This is a genomic window from Halomonas saccharevitans (assembly GCF_032333995.1).
GTDB lineage: Bacteria > Pseudomonadota > Gammaproteobacteria > Pseudomonadales > Halomonadaceae > Halomonas > Halomonas saccharevitans.
Genome location: NZ_JAVXUR010000005.1, coordinates 110174 through 125687 on the forward strand (window position 1 = coordinate 110174; position 15514 = coordinate 125687).

A 15514-nucleotide genomic window follows, 5' to 3' on the forward strand; every position below is an offset into this window, starting at 1 on the left:
CCATGGCGGCGCGTGGAAGCCTCGTCGGGGTGCTGCTGCTGGCGCTCCTGCTGGGCGCCGGAGGCCGGGCCCTATGGGTCTGGCTGGATCGCCCCATCGAGCGGGTCTCGGTGCGCGGCGAGCTCACGTACGTCAGTGCCGACTACCTGCGCAGCCGCCTGGCGCCGCTGATCCAGGGTCAGAGCTGGCTCTCCATCGATCTCTCGGTGCTGCGCCGGGAGGCACGGGAGATCGGCTGGCTGAAGGAGGTGCGCGTCAGCCGCGAGTGGCCCGATGCCCTGACCTTCACGCTCGTCGAGCAGGTGCCGGTGGCGCGCTGGAGCGACGGGCGCTTGCTCAATCCAGCGGGTACCCCCTTCGCCGCCGGATCGGTGTCGCCGCCCGGCGACCTGCCGGATCTGGCCGGCCCGCCCGACAGCGGTGCCGAGGTCCTGGAGTACCGGGCCCGACTGGCTCGGGAGTTCGCCCCTCTGGGCCTCGAGGTGCGCCAGCTGCGCCTCGAGGCGCGCGGGGCATGGCGCTTTCAGCTCGATAGCGGCGTCTGGGTGATGCTGGGGCGCAACGACCGGGCCTCTCGCCTGGGGCGTCTTGTCGCCGCCTGGCAACGCGAGCTGGGCCCTCTGGCGACACATATCCGCTATATCGATCTGCGTTACCCCAACGGTGTCGCCGTGGCATGGCACGGTGAAACCGAACCGCTCGAGGGTAAGTCGGCAAACGACGGGTAAACGATCGATGGAATAACCACCCCTTTAGGGGGGTGTTTTGGGTGTTTCTTTCGCGGCAAAATCGCCGTATCGTGTCCGGTGTTTTAACAATCGGGCTGGTGGAGCACGCGATGTTGTTCCTATAATTGCCCCAGGCCAACTTTTCAGGATTAATCTTCCCCTTCGGGGTCAGGTTCTAGGAGACTTCCCGACTCATGGCAGGTCCATCCAATGCGTCCAATATGGTAGTCGGGCTGGATATCGGAACATCCAAGGTCGTGGCGATCGTGGGGCAGCCCACCGACGATGGCGGGATCGAAATCGCCGGTATCGGCTCACATTCGTCGCGCGGCATGAAGAAAGGCGTGGTGATCAATATCGAGTCCACGGTGCAGTCTATTCAGCGCGCCGTGGAAGAAGCCGAGCTGATGGCCGGCTGTGATATCCACTCGGTCTACGTCGGCATCGCCGGCAGTCATATCAGCTCGATGAATTCCGATGGCGTGGTGGCGATCAAGGAGCGCGAGGTTGCCTCCACCGATATCGATCGCGTCATTGACTCCGCAAGGGCGCGCGCCATCTCGGAGGGGCAGCGGGTGTTGCACGTCCTTCCCCAGGAGTTCGCCATCGATACCCAGGGCGGTATCCGCGAACCGCTTGGCATGTCCGGGGTTCGCCTCGAGGCGCGGGTGCACCTGGTCACCGCCGCCCTTAACGCCGTTCAGAATATCGAGAAATGCGTGCGGCGCTGCGGGCTCGAGGTGGATTCGATCATCCTCGAGCAGCTGGCGTCCAGCCATGCGGTGCTGACCGAGGATGAGCGAGAGCTCGGCGTCTGCATGGTCGACATCGGCGGCGGCACCACCGACATCGCGGTATTCACCGAAGGGGCCATTCGCCACACGGCGGTGATCCCCATTGCCGGCGATCAGGTCACTAACGACATCGCCATGGCGCTTCGCACGCCCACGCAGCATGCCGAGGAGATCAAGGTCAAGTACGCCTGTGCGCTGACCCAGCTCGCCGCCAGCGACGAGATGATCAAGGTACCGAGCGTCGGCGACCGACCGGCCAGGGACCTCTCCCGCCAGTCGCTGGCCGAGGTGGTGGAGCCGCGCTACGAGGAACTTTTCACCCTGGTGCGCGACGAGCTTCGGCGCAGTGGCTACGAGGATCTCGTCGCCGCCGGAGTCGTCCTGACCGGCGGAACCGCCCGCATGGAGGGCGTGGTCGAGCTGGCCGAGGAGATCTTCCACATGCCGGTGCGCATCGCCTGTCCGCAGAATGTGCGTGGCTTGGCCGACGTGGTGCGTAACCCGATTTATTCGACGGGTGTCGGCCTGCTGCATTACGCTCTACTGGAAACCCGTCAAGGGCATGGCCGCCAGGGAGCCGGGGGTGGTTTGTCGGCGCGGCCCAGGCGCGACGACAATGCCCGGCGTGACGCAGGGGAAGGGACTCCGGCGTTGGCAAGGATCAAGGGCTGGTTCAAAGGAAATTTCTGACAGGGCCGCGGTTGCGGTCCAGGAGACGGGACTTATGTTCGAACTGGTAGATAGCGCACCCTCCAGCAGTGCAGTCATCAAGGTTATCGGTGTCGGGGGCGGTGGCGGTAACGCCGTCAACCACATGGTCGAGAGCAACATCGAGGGCGTCGAGTTCATCTGCGCCAACACCGATGCCCAGGCCCTCAAGCGGGTCGCCGCCAAGACCGTGCTCCAGCTCGGCAGCGAGATCACGAAAGGGCTCGGCGCCGGTGCCAACCCCGACGTCGGTCGTCAGGCCGCCATGGAAGACCGTGAGCGCATCGCCGAACTGCTCGGCGGGGCCGACATGGTCTTCATCACCGCCGGCATGGGCGGTGGTACCGGCACCGGCGGCGCGCCCGTGGTCGCCCAGGTAGCCAAGGAACTGGGCATTCTTACCGTCGCCGTGGTGACGCGCCCCTTCCCGTTCGAGGGTCCTAAGCGCATGCGCGCCGCCGAGGAGGGCATGAAGGAGCTCTCCGAGCACGTCGACTCGCTGATCACCATCCCCAACGAGAAGCTGCTCTCGGTGCTGGGCAAGAGCGCGACCCTGCTGACCGCCTTCAGTGCGGCCAATGATGTGCTGCTGGGGGCCGTGCAGGGCATCGCCGAGCTGATCACCAGCCCCGGCATCATCAACGTCGACTTCGCTGACGTGCGCACCGTGATGTCCGAGATGGGCATGGCGATGATGGGCACCGGCGGCGCCACCGGCGAGAATCGCGCCCGCGAGGCCGCTGAGAAGGCCATCCGCAGCCCGCTCCTCGAGGACATCGACCTCCATGGCGCCCGCGGCATCCTGGTCAACATCACCGCCGGCCCAGATCTCTCCATCGGTGAGTTCAACGACGTGGGTGCCACCGTTCAGGAGTTCGCCTCCCAGGATGCGACCATCGTGGTTGGTACCTCCATCGACATGGACATGACCGACGAGCTGCGCGTGACCGTGGTCGCGGCCGGCCTCGACGGCCAGCAGGCGCAGAAATCGGCCGCCCGTGAGGCGTCTTCCCGCCGTGCCGAAACCGGCGGCTACCGTCAGCGTCCGCCGGCAGCTGCCAGTCGTGGTCAGGCCGCGGCGGCAACCAAGCCGGAGCCCCAGGAGGCGCCGCGGCCCAAGGCTCAGCCCGAGAAGCGCCCCTCTCAGGAGCTCGATGACTATCTGGACATTCCCGCCTTTCTGCGCCGCCAAGCCGATTGAGGCGGCCTATTGCGTGAATAGCGGGCACCGGGTCATCTTTCTTTGTTGAAATGGCCGTTCGGTGTTATAGTGAACGCTGTTTGATAACCAATGACTGCCTGGCGACTGCCCATGATCAGACAACGAACCCTTAAGAATGTCATCCGCGCCACCGGTGTCGGCCTGCACTCCGGCAAGAAGGTCTATCTGACGCTGCGTCCGGCGCCGGCCGACACCGGGATCGTCTTCGTGCGCACTGATCTCGAGCCCGAGGTGCAGATACCGGCTCGCGCCGAGCACGTCACCGATACCACTCTGTGCACCGCACTATCAGCGGGTGGAGCCAAGGTCGCGACCGTCGAACACTTGATGTCGGCCTTCGCCGGCCTCGGTATCGACAATGCCTACGTCGACGTCAGCGCGCCCGAGGTGCCGATCATGGACGGTAGCGCGGGGCCCTTCGTCTTCCTGATCCAGTCGGCGGGTATCTCCGAGCAGAATGCTCCAAAGAAATTCATCCGCATCAAGCGTGAGATCGTGGTGCGCGAAGACGACAAGGAGGCCATCTTCCTGCCTCACCAGGGCTTCAAGGTCTCCTTTGCCATCGACTTCGATCACCCGGTATTCGAGGGGCAGTCGCAGACCGCGATGGTGGACTTCTCCACCACCTCCTTCGTCAAGGAAGTGTCCCGGGCGCGGACCTTCGGGTTCATGCGTGATCTCGAGTACCTGCGTGCCAACAACCTGGCGCTGGGTGGCAGCCTCGATAATGCCATCGTGGTCGACGACTACCGCATCGTGAATGAGGGTGGGCTGCGCTACGACGACGAGTTCGTCAAGCATAAGGTCCTCGATGCCATCGGCGATCTCTACCAGCTCGGATACAGCCTGATCGGCGAGTTCCGCGGCGTGAAGTCGGGCCACGCCCTGAACAACCAGCTGTGCCGTGCGCTGCTGGCTCAGCCGGAGGCCTGGGAGCTCGTTACCTTCGAGGGCGAGGCCGAGAAGGCCCCGATTTCCTATGCGGCGCCCGCCATGGCCTGAAGCCGCCAGGGCCTGAAGCCAAAAGCGGCACCGGGCAGTCTCAAGAGCGCCGCCATCCGAGAGGATGGCGGCGTTTTCGTGTGCGTCCTGTTCGAGAGCCGCTCAGGACTTCTCGGCGTGGGCAGCCAGTCGTTCCAGGGCGCGCTTGAGGCCGGGGTCGTCGACGTCGGCGGCGCAGCTCGTGATCTCATCGGCGGCCTTCTCCGGCAGGTGGCGGGTCTGGCGCAACGGCGGGCGGGTCGGGCGCACGGGCCGCACCTTGAGGGTGAAGCCGGTGACCGCCTCGAACCCAGGCAGCTGGTGCAGCAGGCCGAGCAGTCGCGGCTGCTCGTAGCGCAGCCGGGTCAGCCAGACGGCGCGGTCAGTGATCAGCGCGAGCCGCCCCTGATGGAAACCGCCGACGAAGACATGTTCGCGCATCTCCTCGGGCAGATGATCGCGCAGATGGGCCTGGGCCCGCTCGACCAGGGTGGCCATACGCATCAAGGCGCCTAGCTCGCCGCGACCTTCCAGCAGGCGGGACATGGGCTGTGCTCGGAACCGCTTAACCTTTATACTCATCTGCTTGATTCTCGGGGTCGAAGCCCTGCCGTTATCCGTCGGCCGCCATGATCCAGGCGGTCTTTGAACAGTCAGAGCCTAGCACGCACCGGAGGCCGTCGACAGCATGCCCGCCGCCATCACCGACAACTGCGCCGGCCCCCAGGGCTCGCGGCGCATGCGCCGCGCGACGCGCTGGTGGCTGGCCGGTCTGCTGGTAGGTTGCCTGTTGCCGGCGGGCCTCGCCCAGCTGGAATCCCTGCGCCCCGTCGAGCGGGCCGCCCAGGTCAGCCTGCTGGTGCCCGTGCTGCTGCGCGTGCGCTCCCGCCTCCAGGCGCGCCGTCGCGCTCTGGGGCGCTGGGTCCGCCGCCGCATGGGCTGGCCGCTTGCGACGCGGCGAAGCCTTCCGCGTCCCGCGCCCCCCTGTTTTCCGGTTGCCGCCCATGACGTCCTGTCGCGCCGTGGCCCTCCCGCCGGCCGCTGAGCCAACGCCCCGGAGAGGTCGCGAGCCCTTGCCCGCGATGCGACATCATACGCAGCCACTGGATCCTTCATGATCAATAACCTGTTACGCAAGGTCGTCGGTTCGAAGAACGACCGCGACGTCAAACGCATGAACCGCCAGGTCGCGGGCGTGACCGCCCTGGAAGCCGACCACGAAGCCCTCGATGAGGCCGCCCTCAAGGGCCGCACCGAACACTTTCGCGAGCGCCTCGAGGGGGGAGAGTCTCTCGAGGCGCTGCTCCCGGAGGCCTTCTCGACGGTCCGCGAGGCCAGCCGGCGCGTCATGGGCATGCGCCATTTCGACGTGCAGATGGTCGGCGGCCTGACCCTGCATAGCGGCCGCATCGCCGAGATGAAGACCGGCGAGGGCAAGACGCTGGTGGCGACCCTGGCCGTCTACCTCAATGCGCTGCCCGGTAAGGGTGTGCACGTGGTCACGGTCAACGACTACCTGGCCCGCCGCGACGCGGAGTGGATGCGCCCGCTCTATGAATATCTGGGCCTGTCGGTGGGCGTCATCTATGCCGGCCAGAGCCCCGAGGAGAAGCGCCACGCCTACGCCTGTGACATCACCTATGGCACCAACAACGAGTTCGGCTTCGATTACCTGCGCGATAACATGGCCTTCTCGCTGGAGGAGAAGGTGCAGCGCGACCTGCATTTCGCCATCATCGACGAGGTCGACTCGATCCTCATCGACGAGGCGCGCACGCCGCTGATCATCTCCGGGGCGGTGGACGAGAACACCGAGCTCTATCAGGTGGTCGACCGGCTCGCGCATCACCTCGAGCAGTGCAGCGACGAGGAGGATCCCGAGAGTGGCGATTTCACCCTCGACGAGAAGCAGAAACAGGTGGAGCTCACCGAGGGTGGCCACCACAAGGTCGAGTCGCTGATGCGCGAGCAGGAGCTCCTCGGCGAGGCGGACTCCCTCTACGCGGCCCAGAACCTCAACCTGCTGCAGCACATGCACTCGGCGCTGCGCGCCCGTCACCTCTATCACCGCGACGTCGACTACATCGTCAAGGATGGTCAGGTGGTGATCGTCGACGAGCACACCGGTCGCAGTATGCCGGGGCGGCGCTGGTCCGAGGGCCTGCACCAGGCGGTCGAGGCCAAGGAGGGCGTGACGGTTCAGCGTGAGAGTCAGACGCTGGCGTCCACCACCTTCCAGAACTACTTCCGCCTCTACGAGAAGCTCTCGGGCATGACCGGCACCGCCGATACCGAGGCCTTCGAGTTCCGACAGATCTATGGCCTGGACGTGGTGGTGATTCCCACCAACCGACCGCTGGTGAGAAAGGACCTCAACGACCTGGTCTACCTGACCGCCGAGGAAAAGTTCGAGGCGATCATCGAGGACGTCCAGACCCAGACGGAAGTGGGACGTCCGGTGCTGGTCGGCACGGCCTCCATCGAGACCAGCGAGTACCTGGCCGAGCTGATGAAGGGCGCCGGCATCTCCTTCAACGTCCTCAACGCCAAGCAGCACCAGAGCGAGGCGCAGATCATCTCCCAGGCCGGCCGTCCCGGCGCCGTGACCATCGCCACCAACATGGCCGGTCGCGGCACCGACATCGTGCTCGGCGGTAACTGGGAGGCCGAGGCCGCCACCCTGGAAAATCCCTCTGAGGCAGAACTCGAGCGGCTCAAGGCGGAGTGGCAGGCGCGCCATGATGCGGTGCTGGAGGCCGGTGGCCTGCACGTGGTCGGCTCCGAGCGTCACGAATCCCGGCGCATCGACAACCAGCTGCGCGGCCGTGCCGGCCGCCAGGGTGACCCGGGCTCGACGCGCTTCTTCCTCTCGTTGGAAGACAACCTGATGCGGCTGTTTGGCTCCGACCGGGTCCAGCGGCTGATGCAGGCGCTGGGCCTGGAGCGGGGCGAGGCGATCGAGCACAAGATGGTCTCCAATGCCGTCGAGCGGGCCCAGAAGAAGGTCGAGGGTCGCAACTTCGACATCCGCAAGCAGCTGCTCGAGTACGACGACGTGGCCAACGACCAGCGTCGGGTCATCTACGAGCAGCGCAACGAGATCCTCGCCGCCGAGGACATCTCCGAGAACGTCGCCGGCATCCGCGAGGAAGTGTTGGACCTCGCCATCAGCGAGTTCGTGCCGCCCCAGAGCCTGGCCGAGCAGTGGGACCTCGCCGGGCTCCAGGACCACCTGAAGAGTGAGTTCAACCTGGATGCGCCGGTTGTCGAGTGGGCCGAGCAGGATGAGCGCTTCCATGAGGAGCAGCTGCGCGAACGGCTCCAGACCATGCACCGCGAGGCCTACGAGGCCAAGGTCGCCGAGGCCGGCGAGACCCTGATGCGCCGCTTCGAGAAGCAGGCGATGCTCCAGGTGCTGGACACGCGCTGGAAGGAGCACCTGCAGTCCATGGACCACCTGCGCCGCGGGATCCACCTGCGGGGCTATGCCCAGAAGAACCCCAAGCAGGAGTACAAGCGCGAATCCTTTGAGCTGTTCCAGCACCTGCTGACCAACATCAAGGCCGACGTGACGCGCATCCTGAGCCACGTCCAGGTGCGTCGTCCCGAGGAAGTCGAGGAGCTCGAGCGCCAGCGTCGCGAGGCGCTGGAGCGTGAGAAGGCGACGGCGGCGAGCCGCCACGACGAGCCGGCCCTGGCCGGCGACGCGCGCGACGAGGCACCGGCCGCACCGGCACCGGGCGCCGACGGTCGCCCGCTGCGCCGCGAGGGCCCCAAGGTGGGGCGCAACGACCCCTGCCCCTGCGGGTCGGGCAAGAAGTTCAAGCAGTGCTGCGGCAAGCTGAGCTGAGGCCGTGAGTTGAGGTGACGGGCCGGGCACGTCCCGGTCGATAGAGGAGACGAGACGATGGCAGTGGGCGAGACACGTTTTCCCGAGATGCCGCAGATCACGGGGCTGCGGCTGGGCACCGCCATGGCCGGCATCAAGAAGCCCGAGCGCCGCGACCTGGTGGTGATCGAGATCCCCGAGGGGGCGAGGGTAGCGGGCACCTTTACCCGCAACGCCTTCTGCGCGGCGCCGGTGACGGTGGCCCGAGAGCATCTCGCCGCCTGCGTGGCGCGCGGCGAGGGCGCGCGCTACCTGGTGATCAACACCGGCAATGCCAATGCCGGTACCGGCACGACGGGACTCAGTGACGCCCGGGCCACCTGTGCCGAGCTGGCGCGGCTGGCCGGAGTGGAGTCGCAGAGCGTGCTGCCGTTCTCCACCGGGGTGATCGGTGAGCCGCTGCCCATGGAGCGCCTGCTGGCCGGCCTGCCCGGCGCGGTAGAGACCCTCGACGATGGGCCCGGGGCCTGGCGTGAGGCGGGCGAGGGCATTCTCACCACCGACACGCGAGCCAAGGGCGCCAGCATCACCCTCACGCTTGGCGACGAAACGGTGACCATCAACGGCATCGCCAAGGGCTCGGGCATGATCCGTCCCGACATGGCCACCATGCTGGCCTTCGTGGCCACCGATGCCGCCATCGAGCAGTCGCTGCTCGATGGGCTGCTGCGCGAGGCGGTGGAGCGCTCGTTCAACTGCATCACCGTGGACAGTGACACCTCGACCAACGACGCCTGCCTGCTGATCGCCACCGGGCGTGGTGCGGCGGTGGTCGACGGCGAGGCGCTCAAGCGCTTTCGCGAGGGGCTGCTGGAGGTGATGACCGAGCTCGCCCAGGCGATCATTCGCGACGGCGAGGGCGCGACCAAGTTTGTCACCCTGAGGGTTGAGGGCGCGCACAGCCGTCGCGAGGCGCTGGACGTGGCCTTCACCGTGGCACACTCGCCGCTGGTCAAGACGGCGCTCTACGCCTCCGATGCCAACTGGGGGCGCATCCTCGCCGCGGTGGGTCGGGCGCCCGTCGAGGACTTCGACGTCGACCGCGTCACCATCGACCTGGGCGAGGTGCGCCTGGTCGAAAGCGGCGGTCGCGCTCCCGGCTATGTCGAGGAAGCCGGCAGCGCGGAGATGGCCCGCGAGGAGATCGAGATCCGCATCGCCCTGGGGCGCGGCGAGCAGGAGGCCACGGTCTGGACCTCGGACCTGTCCCACGACTACGTGAGCATCAACGCCGACTATCGTAGCTGACCGAGTTTCTTGGTCGGCAATCAGACAGAAACCCCACACGGCCGAGGCCGTGTGGAACAGCGGGTAGGAGTCAATGAACGCAATGGTGAAGAGAAGGGTGCACGTGGCGGCGGCCGCCATCATCAGTGCCGACGGCCGCGAGGTGCTGCTGGCCCGTCGTCCCTCCAACGTCGATCATGGCGGCCTCTGGGAGTTTCCCGGCGGCAAGCTGGCCCCCTACGAGACCGGCCTGGAGGCGCTCAAACGCGAGCTCCACGAGGAGCTGGGCGTGGAGATTCGGCGCGCCCAGCCGCTGATCCGCATCCATCACGAATATTCCGACAAGCATATCCTGCTGGACGTATGGCAGGTGCATGACTTCGCAGGCGAGCCGTTCGGGCGCGAGGGGCAGGCCGTGCGCTGGGTGCCGATGAGCGATCTGGTCAACTATCCCTTCCCGGCGGCCAACCTGCCAATCCTGCGCGCGGTGATGCTGCCGACGGAGTATCTGATCACCGGGGAGGAGGCCGACGATTCTCGTTTCCAGGAGTGCCTGGTGCGTGCCCTCGACGAGGATGGCGTGCGCTTGGTGCAGCTGCGGGCCAAGTCGCTGGGCGAGGCGGATTATCTGAGCCGCGCCGAGCAGGCTCTCGAGCTCTGCCGGGCACGGGGCGCGCGGCTGGTGCTTAACGGCGAGCCGTCGCTGCTCGAAGCCGTGGACGCCGACGGCATCCACCTGACCAGCGATCGCCTGATGAGCCTGGAACGCCGTCCGGTGGCCGAGGCCAAGTGGCTGTCGGCCTCGACCCATGATCGCCGGCAGCTGGATCACGCGCGCCGCATCGGTTGCGATTTCGTGACCCTGTCGCCGCTGCGCACCACGCCCTCGCATCCCGAGGTGCCCCCCATCGGCTGGCACGACTTCCAGCAGCTGGTGGAGCACGCCGGCATGCCGGTCTTCGCGCTGGGCGGCATGACCCGCTTCGATGCCCATCACGCGCGCGCCGTGGGCGCCCAGGGCATCGCCTCGATCCGCGATTTCTGGAAGTAATCAGCGCCGAGCTACAAGCAAACCCCGAGGCCGTTGCCTCGGGGTTTGCTTTTGCCTAGCAGCCCCCACACTTTTGGCGGCTTCGCGGCTTCGCGGCTTCGCGGCTTCGCGGCTTCGCGGCTTCGCGGCTTCGCGGCTTCGCGGCTTCGCGGCTTGGCCGCCTCAGTCCCGGTAGCGGCGGACCAGATCTCCGTAGGCGTCGATACGCCGATCCCTGAGGTAGGGCCAGATGCGTCGCACGTCCTCGCTGCGCGCCATGTCCAGCGTCACCAGCATCCGCGCGGCCTCTTCGCCGGCGTGGGCCAGCAGCTCGCCCTGGGGGCCGCAGATGAAGCTGCCGCCCCAGAAATCGATACCCGGCGTGGCCCCGGAGGGATCCGCCTCGTGGCCGACACGGTTGGCGACGACCACCGGCAGGCCGTTGGCCACCCCGTGGCTGCGCTGGATGAGGGTCCAGGCCTCCTTCTGGCGCTGTTTCTCCGGGGTGTCGTCCGGCGGATGCCAGCCGATGGCGGTGGGGTAGAGCAGCAGCTCCGCGCCGGCGAGTGCCATCAGCCGGGCGGCCTCCGGGTACCACTGGTCCCAGCACACCAGCACGCCGAGCCGCCCGAGCGAGGTGTCGATCGGGGTGAAGCCCTGGTCGCGGGCGTCGTCCTGGTCGCCGGGGGTGAAGTAGAACTTCTCATAGAAACCCGGATCGTCGGGGATATGCATCTTGCGATAGTGGCCCACGCGGCCGCGATCGCGATCATAGACCACCGCGGTATTGTGGTAGAGGCCGGGCGCGCGGCGCTCGAACAGCGAGCCCACCAGCACGATGTCGAGCTCTTTCGCCAGCGCCGCCAGCCGAGTGCCGGTCGGCCCGTCGAGGGGCTCGGCCAGGTCGAAGACGTCGGTGTCCTCGGTCTGACAGAAGTAGTGGGTAGCGTGAAGCTCCTGGAGCATCACCAGCTGGGCGCCGGCGCCTGCCAGCTCGCGGATGCCGGCCTCGCTCTCATCGAGGCTTTTGGCCTTGTCGGGCCAGGCGGGCTGCTGGACCAGGCCCACCTTTAGATGACGGGACATGGATAAGTCTCCTCGTAGTTCGGTGTGCGAGGCTACCTCGGCGCCTCGTGCGTCACGCAACTGTCGTGTCCTTGGTGGCCAGGCTGCCGGCGGGCAGCTGCATGGTCAGGCAGTGCAGGCTGCCGTGCTGGCGAATCACGCTCAGGCAGTCGATGGGGATGATGTCGCGGCCCGGGAAGGCGCCGGCCAGGGCGCTAAGCGCCAGGCTATCGGCGGCGTCGCCGTAGGTCGGGACCAGCACGGCGCCGTTGATGATCAGGAAGTTGGCGTAGGTGGCGGGCAGGCGGTGGCCGTCCACCGGGTCATGGCAGGCGCGCGGCCAGGGCAGGGGCACCAGCCGGTAGGGCTCGCCGTCGGCGCGGCGCAGCGCCTTGAGCTCGGTCTCCATGGCGGCAAGCGCCGGGTAGTGGGGGTCCGACGGGTCATCGCAGCGCACATAGGCCAGCGTGGCCGGGTCGCAGAAGCGCACCAGGGTGTCGATGTGGCTGTCGGTGTCGTCGCCTTCCAGGTGGCCGTGGGTCAGCCACAATACCCGGGAGATTCCCAGGTCCTGCTTGAGGCGCGCCTCCATGGCCGCCCGATCGAGCTCGGGATTGCGGTTGGGGTTGAGCAGGCAGGCCTCGGTGGTCAGCAGGGTGCCCTCGCCGTCGGTTTCGATGGCGCCGCCCTCCAGCACCAGCTCGCTCGAGGTGACCGGGCAGGCGAAGGCGCCGGCCGCGACCAGGCGCCGGGTCAGGGTGTTGTCCCGAGCGGCCTCGTACTTGCCGCCCCAGCCGGTGAAGACGTAGTCGAGCAGCCGCGGCGCGTTGCCCTCGGCCACGGCGATGGGGCCGTGGTCGCGGGCCCAGGTGTCGTCGGCGGGGGCGACCATCAGTCGCAGGCGAGCGGGGTCGACGCCCAGGCAGGCGAAGCGCCGGGCCAGGTGGCGGCGGGTGGCCGCATCCGGCACGGCGATCAGCACGGCCTGATAGCGGGCGATGGCCACCACCATGGCCTCCAGGGTCGCCTCGATGCGCTCGAGCAGGGGCGCCCAGTCGCTGTCGGCGCCGGGCCAGGTGAGTTGCACGGCATCCTGGGGATGCCATTCGGGGAGCAGGCGATGGGCCATGGGTGCGAGTCTCGTGCGGGTCGTGACGGCGCAATGTAGGCCGCCGCCGTCAATGATGCAATGATCGCGCAAGCGGCCGCCAGCGGCGATGCAGGGGCGGGCAAAAAACCGTACCATGGGCGCCCGCCGACAAGGAACGTTCCCATGCTCGACCGTCTCCCCTTCCTGATCGGGTTGCGCTATGTGCGGGCCAAGCGCCGCAACCACTTCATCTCCTTCATCTCCCTCACCTCCATGCTGGGCCTCATGCTGGGGGTCGCGGTGCTCATCCTGGTGCTCTCCGTGATGAACGGCTTCGACCACGAGCTGCGCACCCGCGTGCTCGGCATGGTGCCGCACACCAAGATCGAGTCGCCGGGTGGGCTCACCGGCTGGCAGTCCCTGGCCGAACGCCTCGTCGAGCGCGAGCGGGTGATCGGCGCCGCGCCCTACGTGGAGCAGCAGGGCATGTTCTCGGTGGGCGGTCGCAACGAGGGCGCCATGGTCAACGGCATCGAGCCCGCCTGGGAGAGTCGCGTGTCGATCGTCGACGAGAACATGCGCCAGGGCCGGCTCGACGACCTGAAGGCGGGCGAGTGGAACGTCGTACTGGGCTCCATCCTCGCCCGTCGCCTGGGCGTGGGGGTGGGCGACCGCGTCACCCTGCTGGTGCCCGAGGCCTCGATCACTCCGGCCGGGGTGTTCCCCCGGCTCAAGCGCTTTACGGTAAGCGGCATCTTCAGCGTCGGCGCCGACCTGGATGCCGCCCTGGCCTATGCCCACATCGAGGACATGCAGACCCTGGCGCGCCTTGGCGATGCCGTGGGGGGGCTGCGCCTGGAGCTCGACGACCTGTTCGTCGCCGGCAGCGAGACCCGCGCCATCATCAACGAGCTCGGCGCCGGCTACCGGGGGCTCGACTGGACCTACTCCCATGGCAATCTCTTCCAGGCGATCCAGATGGAAAAACGCATGATCGCGCTGCTGCTGACGGTGATCATCGCCGTGGCGGCCTTCAACATCGTCTCCACCCTGGTGATGGTGGTCACCGACAAGCGGGCCGATATCGCCATCCTGCGCACCATCGGCGCCACGCCGCGCTCGATCATGGGTATCTTCATCGTCCAGGGACTGGCGATCGGGGTGATCGGCATCCTGGTCGGCGTCGCGGTGGGCGTGCTGCTGGCGCTGACCGTGTCGGACCTGATCGGCTGGGTGGAGAGCACCTTCGGCATCCACTTCCTTGATGCCGGCGTCTACTTCATCAGCGAGCTGCCCTCGCGTCTGATCTGGTCCGATGTGCGCAACATCGTCTCCGCGGCCTTCATCCTGACCTTCCTCTCGACCCTCTATCCGGCCTGGCGGGCCGCGCGGGTCCAGCCTGCCGAGGTACTGCGCTATGAGTGATACGGCCACGACGCCACGCCCCGCTGCGGCCAGCCGAGCGGGGCAGGTGATGCTCGAGTGTACGGATCTGACCCGCGTCTATCGCGAGGGTCCGCGGGATCTGACCGTTCTGGACGGCCTGGAGATGCGGGTGCAGGCGGGCGAGCGGGTCGCCGTGGTCGGCAGCTCCGGCTCCGGCAAGACCACGCTCTTGAACCTGCTGGGCGGGCTGGATCAGCCCAGCCGCGGTGAGGTGTGCATCGCCGGCGAATCGCTGCGGGCACTCAACGACGCCGACTTGGGGCGCTTTCGCAACCGCCAGATTGGCTTCGTCTATCAGTTCCATCACCTGCTGGCGGAGTTTACGGCGCTCGAGAATGCGGCGCTGCCGCTGATCGTTCGCGGGCAGCGCAAGCGCCACGCCGAGGAGCGCGCCCGGGAGCTGCTCACGCGTGTCGGCATGGCCGACCGGGCCGATCACAAGCCGGGTGAGCTCTCTGGGGGCGAGCGCCAGCGGGTGGCCATCGCCCGGGCGCTGGTCACCGATCCGAGCCTGATGCTGATGGATGAGCCCACCGGGAACCTTGACCAGACCACCGCGGCGAGCATCCTGTCGCTGATGGACGAGCTGGCGGCAAGCGCGGCCTGCGCCTTCGTGATCGTCACCCACGATCCGGGGCTCGCCGCCCATCAGGATCGCGTCCTCCAGCTCGACGGCGGACGCCTGATCGAGCAGCCCGCTAGCGCCTGAACGCGTCCGGTGGGGCGATGAAGCAGCGGCCGGCGCCTTGGCGCCGGCCGCGTGCGTTGTGCGTCAGGGTTCCTGGGCGGCCTCGTGCGAGCGGCGGCGCCGGCGCGTGCGCTGACGCCAGCTGCGTGACACCTGCCAGCGCCAGATCAGGCGGATCGCCAGGTTGGCCAGGGCGGCGATGACCACCGCCGCGACCAGCGATCCTAGCGCGAGCGCCGGCAGGATCTCCACCAGCTGCTCGGCGATCCACTGAGTGGAGATATGATCAGGCGCCTGGCGCACGGGCGTATCCAGCAGCCAGGCGCCCAGGCGATAGTTGCCGTAGAAGATCAGCGGCATGGTCAGCGGGTTGGTGATCCACACCAGGCCGATCGACAGTGGCAGGTTGCAGCGCGCCAGCCAGGCGCCCAGGGCGGCCACCAGCATCTGGAAGGGGATCGGTAGCAGGGCGCTGAACAGCCCCACGGAGAAGGCGTTAGCCACGCTGCGCCTTGTCAGCACCCACAGCGACGGATTGCCGATCAGGTGGCCGACCACGCGCAGGGAGCGTCGGCGCCTGAGGGCGTCGGGATGAGGCAAGTAGCGCTGCAGGAGTCTGCGCGGCATGAAGACGAGCTCGCGGCGT

14 protein-coding genes are annotated in these 15514 nt (G+C 67.5%); 10 read left to right on the plus strand and 4 right to left on the minus strand.

All coding sequences use genetic code 11. The annotated features are described in order from the left end of the window. Positions 1 to 2: 2 nt before the first annotated feature. From RSO68_RS13110 to lpxC, 4 genes are all read left to right on the plus strand, one after another. Positions 3 to 728 (plus strand): cell division protein FtsQ/DivIB, encoded by a 726-nt coding sequence (locus tag RSO68_RS13110; RefSeq protein ID WP_315586891.1) that lies wholly within the window; start codon positions 3 to 5, stop codon positions 726 to 728. Between the two features lie 194 nt (positions 729 to 922). Continuing rightward, positions 923 to 2212 (plus strand): cell division protein FtsA, encoded by a 1290-nt coding sequence (ftsA, locus tag RSO68_RS13115; RefSeq protein ID WP_089846129.1) that lies wholly within the window; start codon positions 923 to 925, stop codon positions 2210 to 2212. 34 nt (positions 2213 to 2246) lie between these two features. Further along, the gene (gene ftsZ, locus RSO68_RS13120; RefSeq protein WP_089846130.1) at positions 2247 to 3431 is read left to right on the plus strand and encodes a cell division protein FtsZ; all 1185 of its coding nucleotides are present in this window, start codon (positions 2247 to 2249) and stop codon (positions 3429 to 3431) included. 111 nt (positions 3432 to 3542) lie between these two features. Continuing rightward, a complete protein-coding gene (lpxC, locus tag RSO68_RS13125) occupies positions 3543 to 4454 on the plus strand; it encodes a UDP-3-O-acyl-N-acetylglucosamine deacetylase (protein WP_089846336.1) in 912 nt (303 codons plus the stop codon). Between the two features lie 102 nt (positions 4455 to 4556). On the opposite strand, the gene RSO68_RS13130 is transcribed toward lpxC, so the two are convergent. Beyond that, entirely contained in the window at positions 4557 to 4979 is a 423-nt protein-coding gene (locus RSO68_RS13130; RefSeq protein WP_315586892.1) for a DUF721 domain-containing protein, read from the minus strand. Between the two features lie 142 nt (positions 4980 to 5121). Between RSO68_RS13130 and RSO68_RS13135 the strand changes: the two genes are divergently transcribed. From RSO68_RS13135 to RSO68_RS13150, 4 genes are all read left to right on the plus strand, one after another. Further along, the gene (locus RSO68_RS13135; protein ID WP_315586893.1) at positions 5122 to 5478 is read left to right on the plus strand and encodes a hypothetical protein; all 357 of its coding nucleotides are present in this window, start codon (positions 5122 to 5124) and stop codon (positions 5476 to 5478) included. A gap of 69 nt (positions 5479 to 5547) precedes the next feature. Then, on the plus strand, positions 5548 to 8283 hold the full coding sequence (secA, locus tag RSO68_RS13140) for a preprotein translocase subunit SecA (RefSeq protein ID WP_315586894.1): 2736 nt from the start codon (positions 5548 to 5550) through the stop codon (positions 8281 to 8283). 57 nt (positions 8284 to 8340) lie between these two features. Continuing rightward, positions 8341 to 9570 (plus strand): bifunctional glutamate N-acetyltransferase/amino-acid acetyltransferase ArgJ, encoded by a 1230-nt coding sequence (gene argJ / locus RSO68_RS13145; RefSeq protein WP_315586895.1) that lies wholly within the window; start codon positions 8341 to 8343, stop codon positions 9568 to 9570. An 82-nt stretch (positions 9571 to 9652) separates the two neighbouring features. Continuing rightward, positions 9653 to 10600 (plus strand): Nudix family hydrolase, encoded by a 948-nt coding sequence (locus tag RSO68_RS13150; protein ID WP_089846139.1) that lies wholly within the window; start codon positions 9653 to 9655, stop codon positions 10598 to 10600. 162 nt (positions 10601 to 10762) lie between these two features. Here RSO68_RS13150 and RSO68_RS13155 read toward each other — a convergent pair whose 3' ends face one another. Further along, positions 10763 to 11665 (minus strand): carbon-nitrogen hydrolase, encoded by a 903-nt coding sequence (locus tag RSO68_RS13155; RefSeq protein ID WP_089846141.1) that lies wholly within the window; start codon positions 11663 to 11665, stop codon positions 10763 to 10765. Between the two features lie 52 nt (positions 11666 to 11717). Next, positions 11718 to 12773 carry an agmatine deiminase family protein gene (locus RSO68_RS13160; protein ID WP_315586896.1) on the minus strand — a complete coding sequence of 352 codons (1056 nt, stop codon included), beginning with the start codon at positions 12771 to 12773 and terminating at the stop codon, positions 11718 to 11720. Between the two features lie 144 nt (positions 12774 to 12917). Here RSO68_RS13160 and RSO68_RS13165 point away from each other — a divergent pair, with 144 nt between their 5' ends. Then, on the plus strand, positions 12918 to 14159 hold the full coding sequence (locus RSO68_RS13165; protein WP_315586897.1) for a lipoprotein-releasing ABC transporter permease subunit: 1242 nt from the start codon (positions 12918 to 12920) through the stop codon (positions 14157 to 14159). Further along, complete coding sequence (locus tag RSO68_RS13170; RefSeq protein ID WP_089846147.1) at positions 14152 to 14889, plus strand: ABC transporter ATP-binding protein; 738 nt, start codon at positions 14152 to 14154, stop codon at positions 14887 to 14889. Before RSO68_RS13165 ends, RSO68_RS13170 begins: the two co-directional genes overlap by 8 nt. Before the next feature lie 63 nt (positions 14890 to 14952). Here RSO68_RS13170 and RSO68_RS13175 read toward each other — a convergent pair whose 3' ends face one another. Further along, positions 14953 to 15495 carry a DUF2062 domain-containing protein gene (locus RSO68_RS13175; protein WP_089846148.1) on the minus strand — a complete coding sequence of 181 codons (543 nt, stop codon included), beginning with the start codon at positions 15493 to 15495 and terminating at the stop codon, positions 14953 to 14955. Positions 15496 to 15514: the final 19 nt, after the last annotated feature.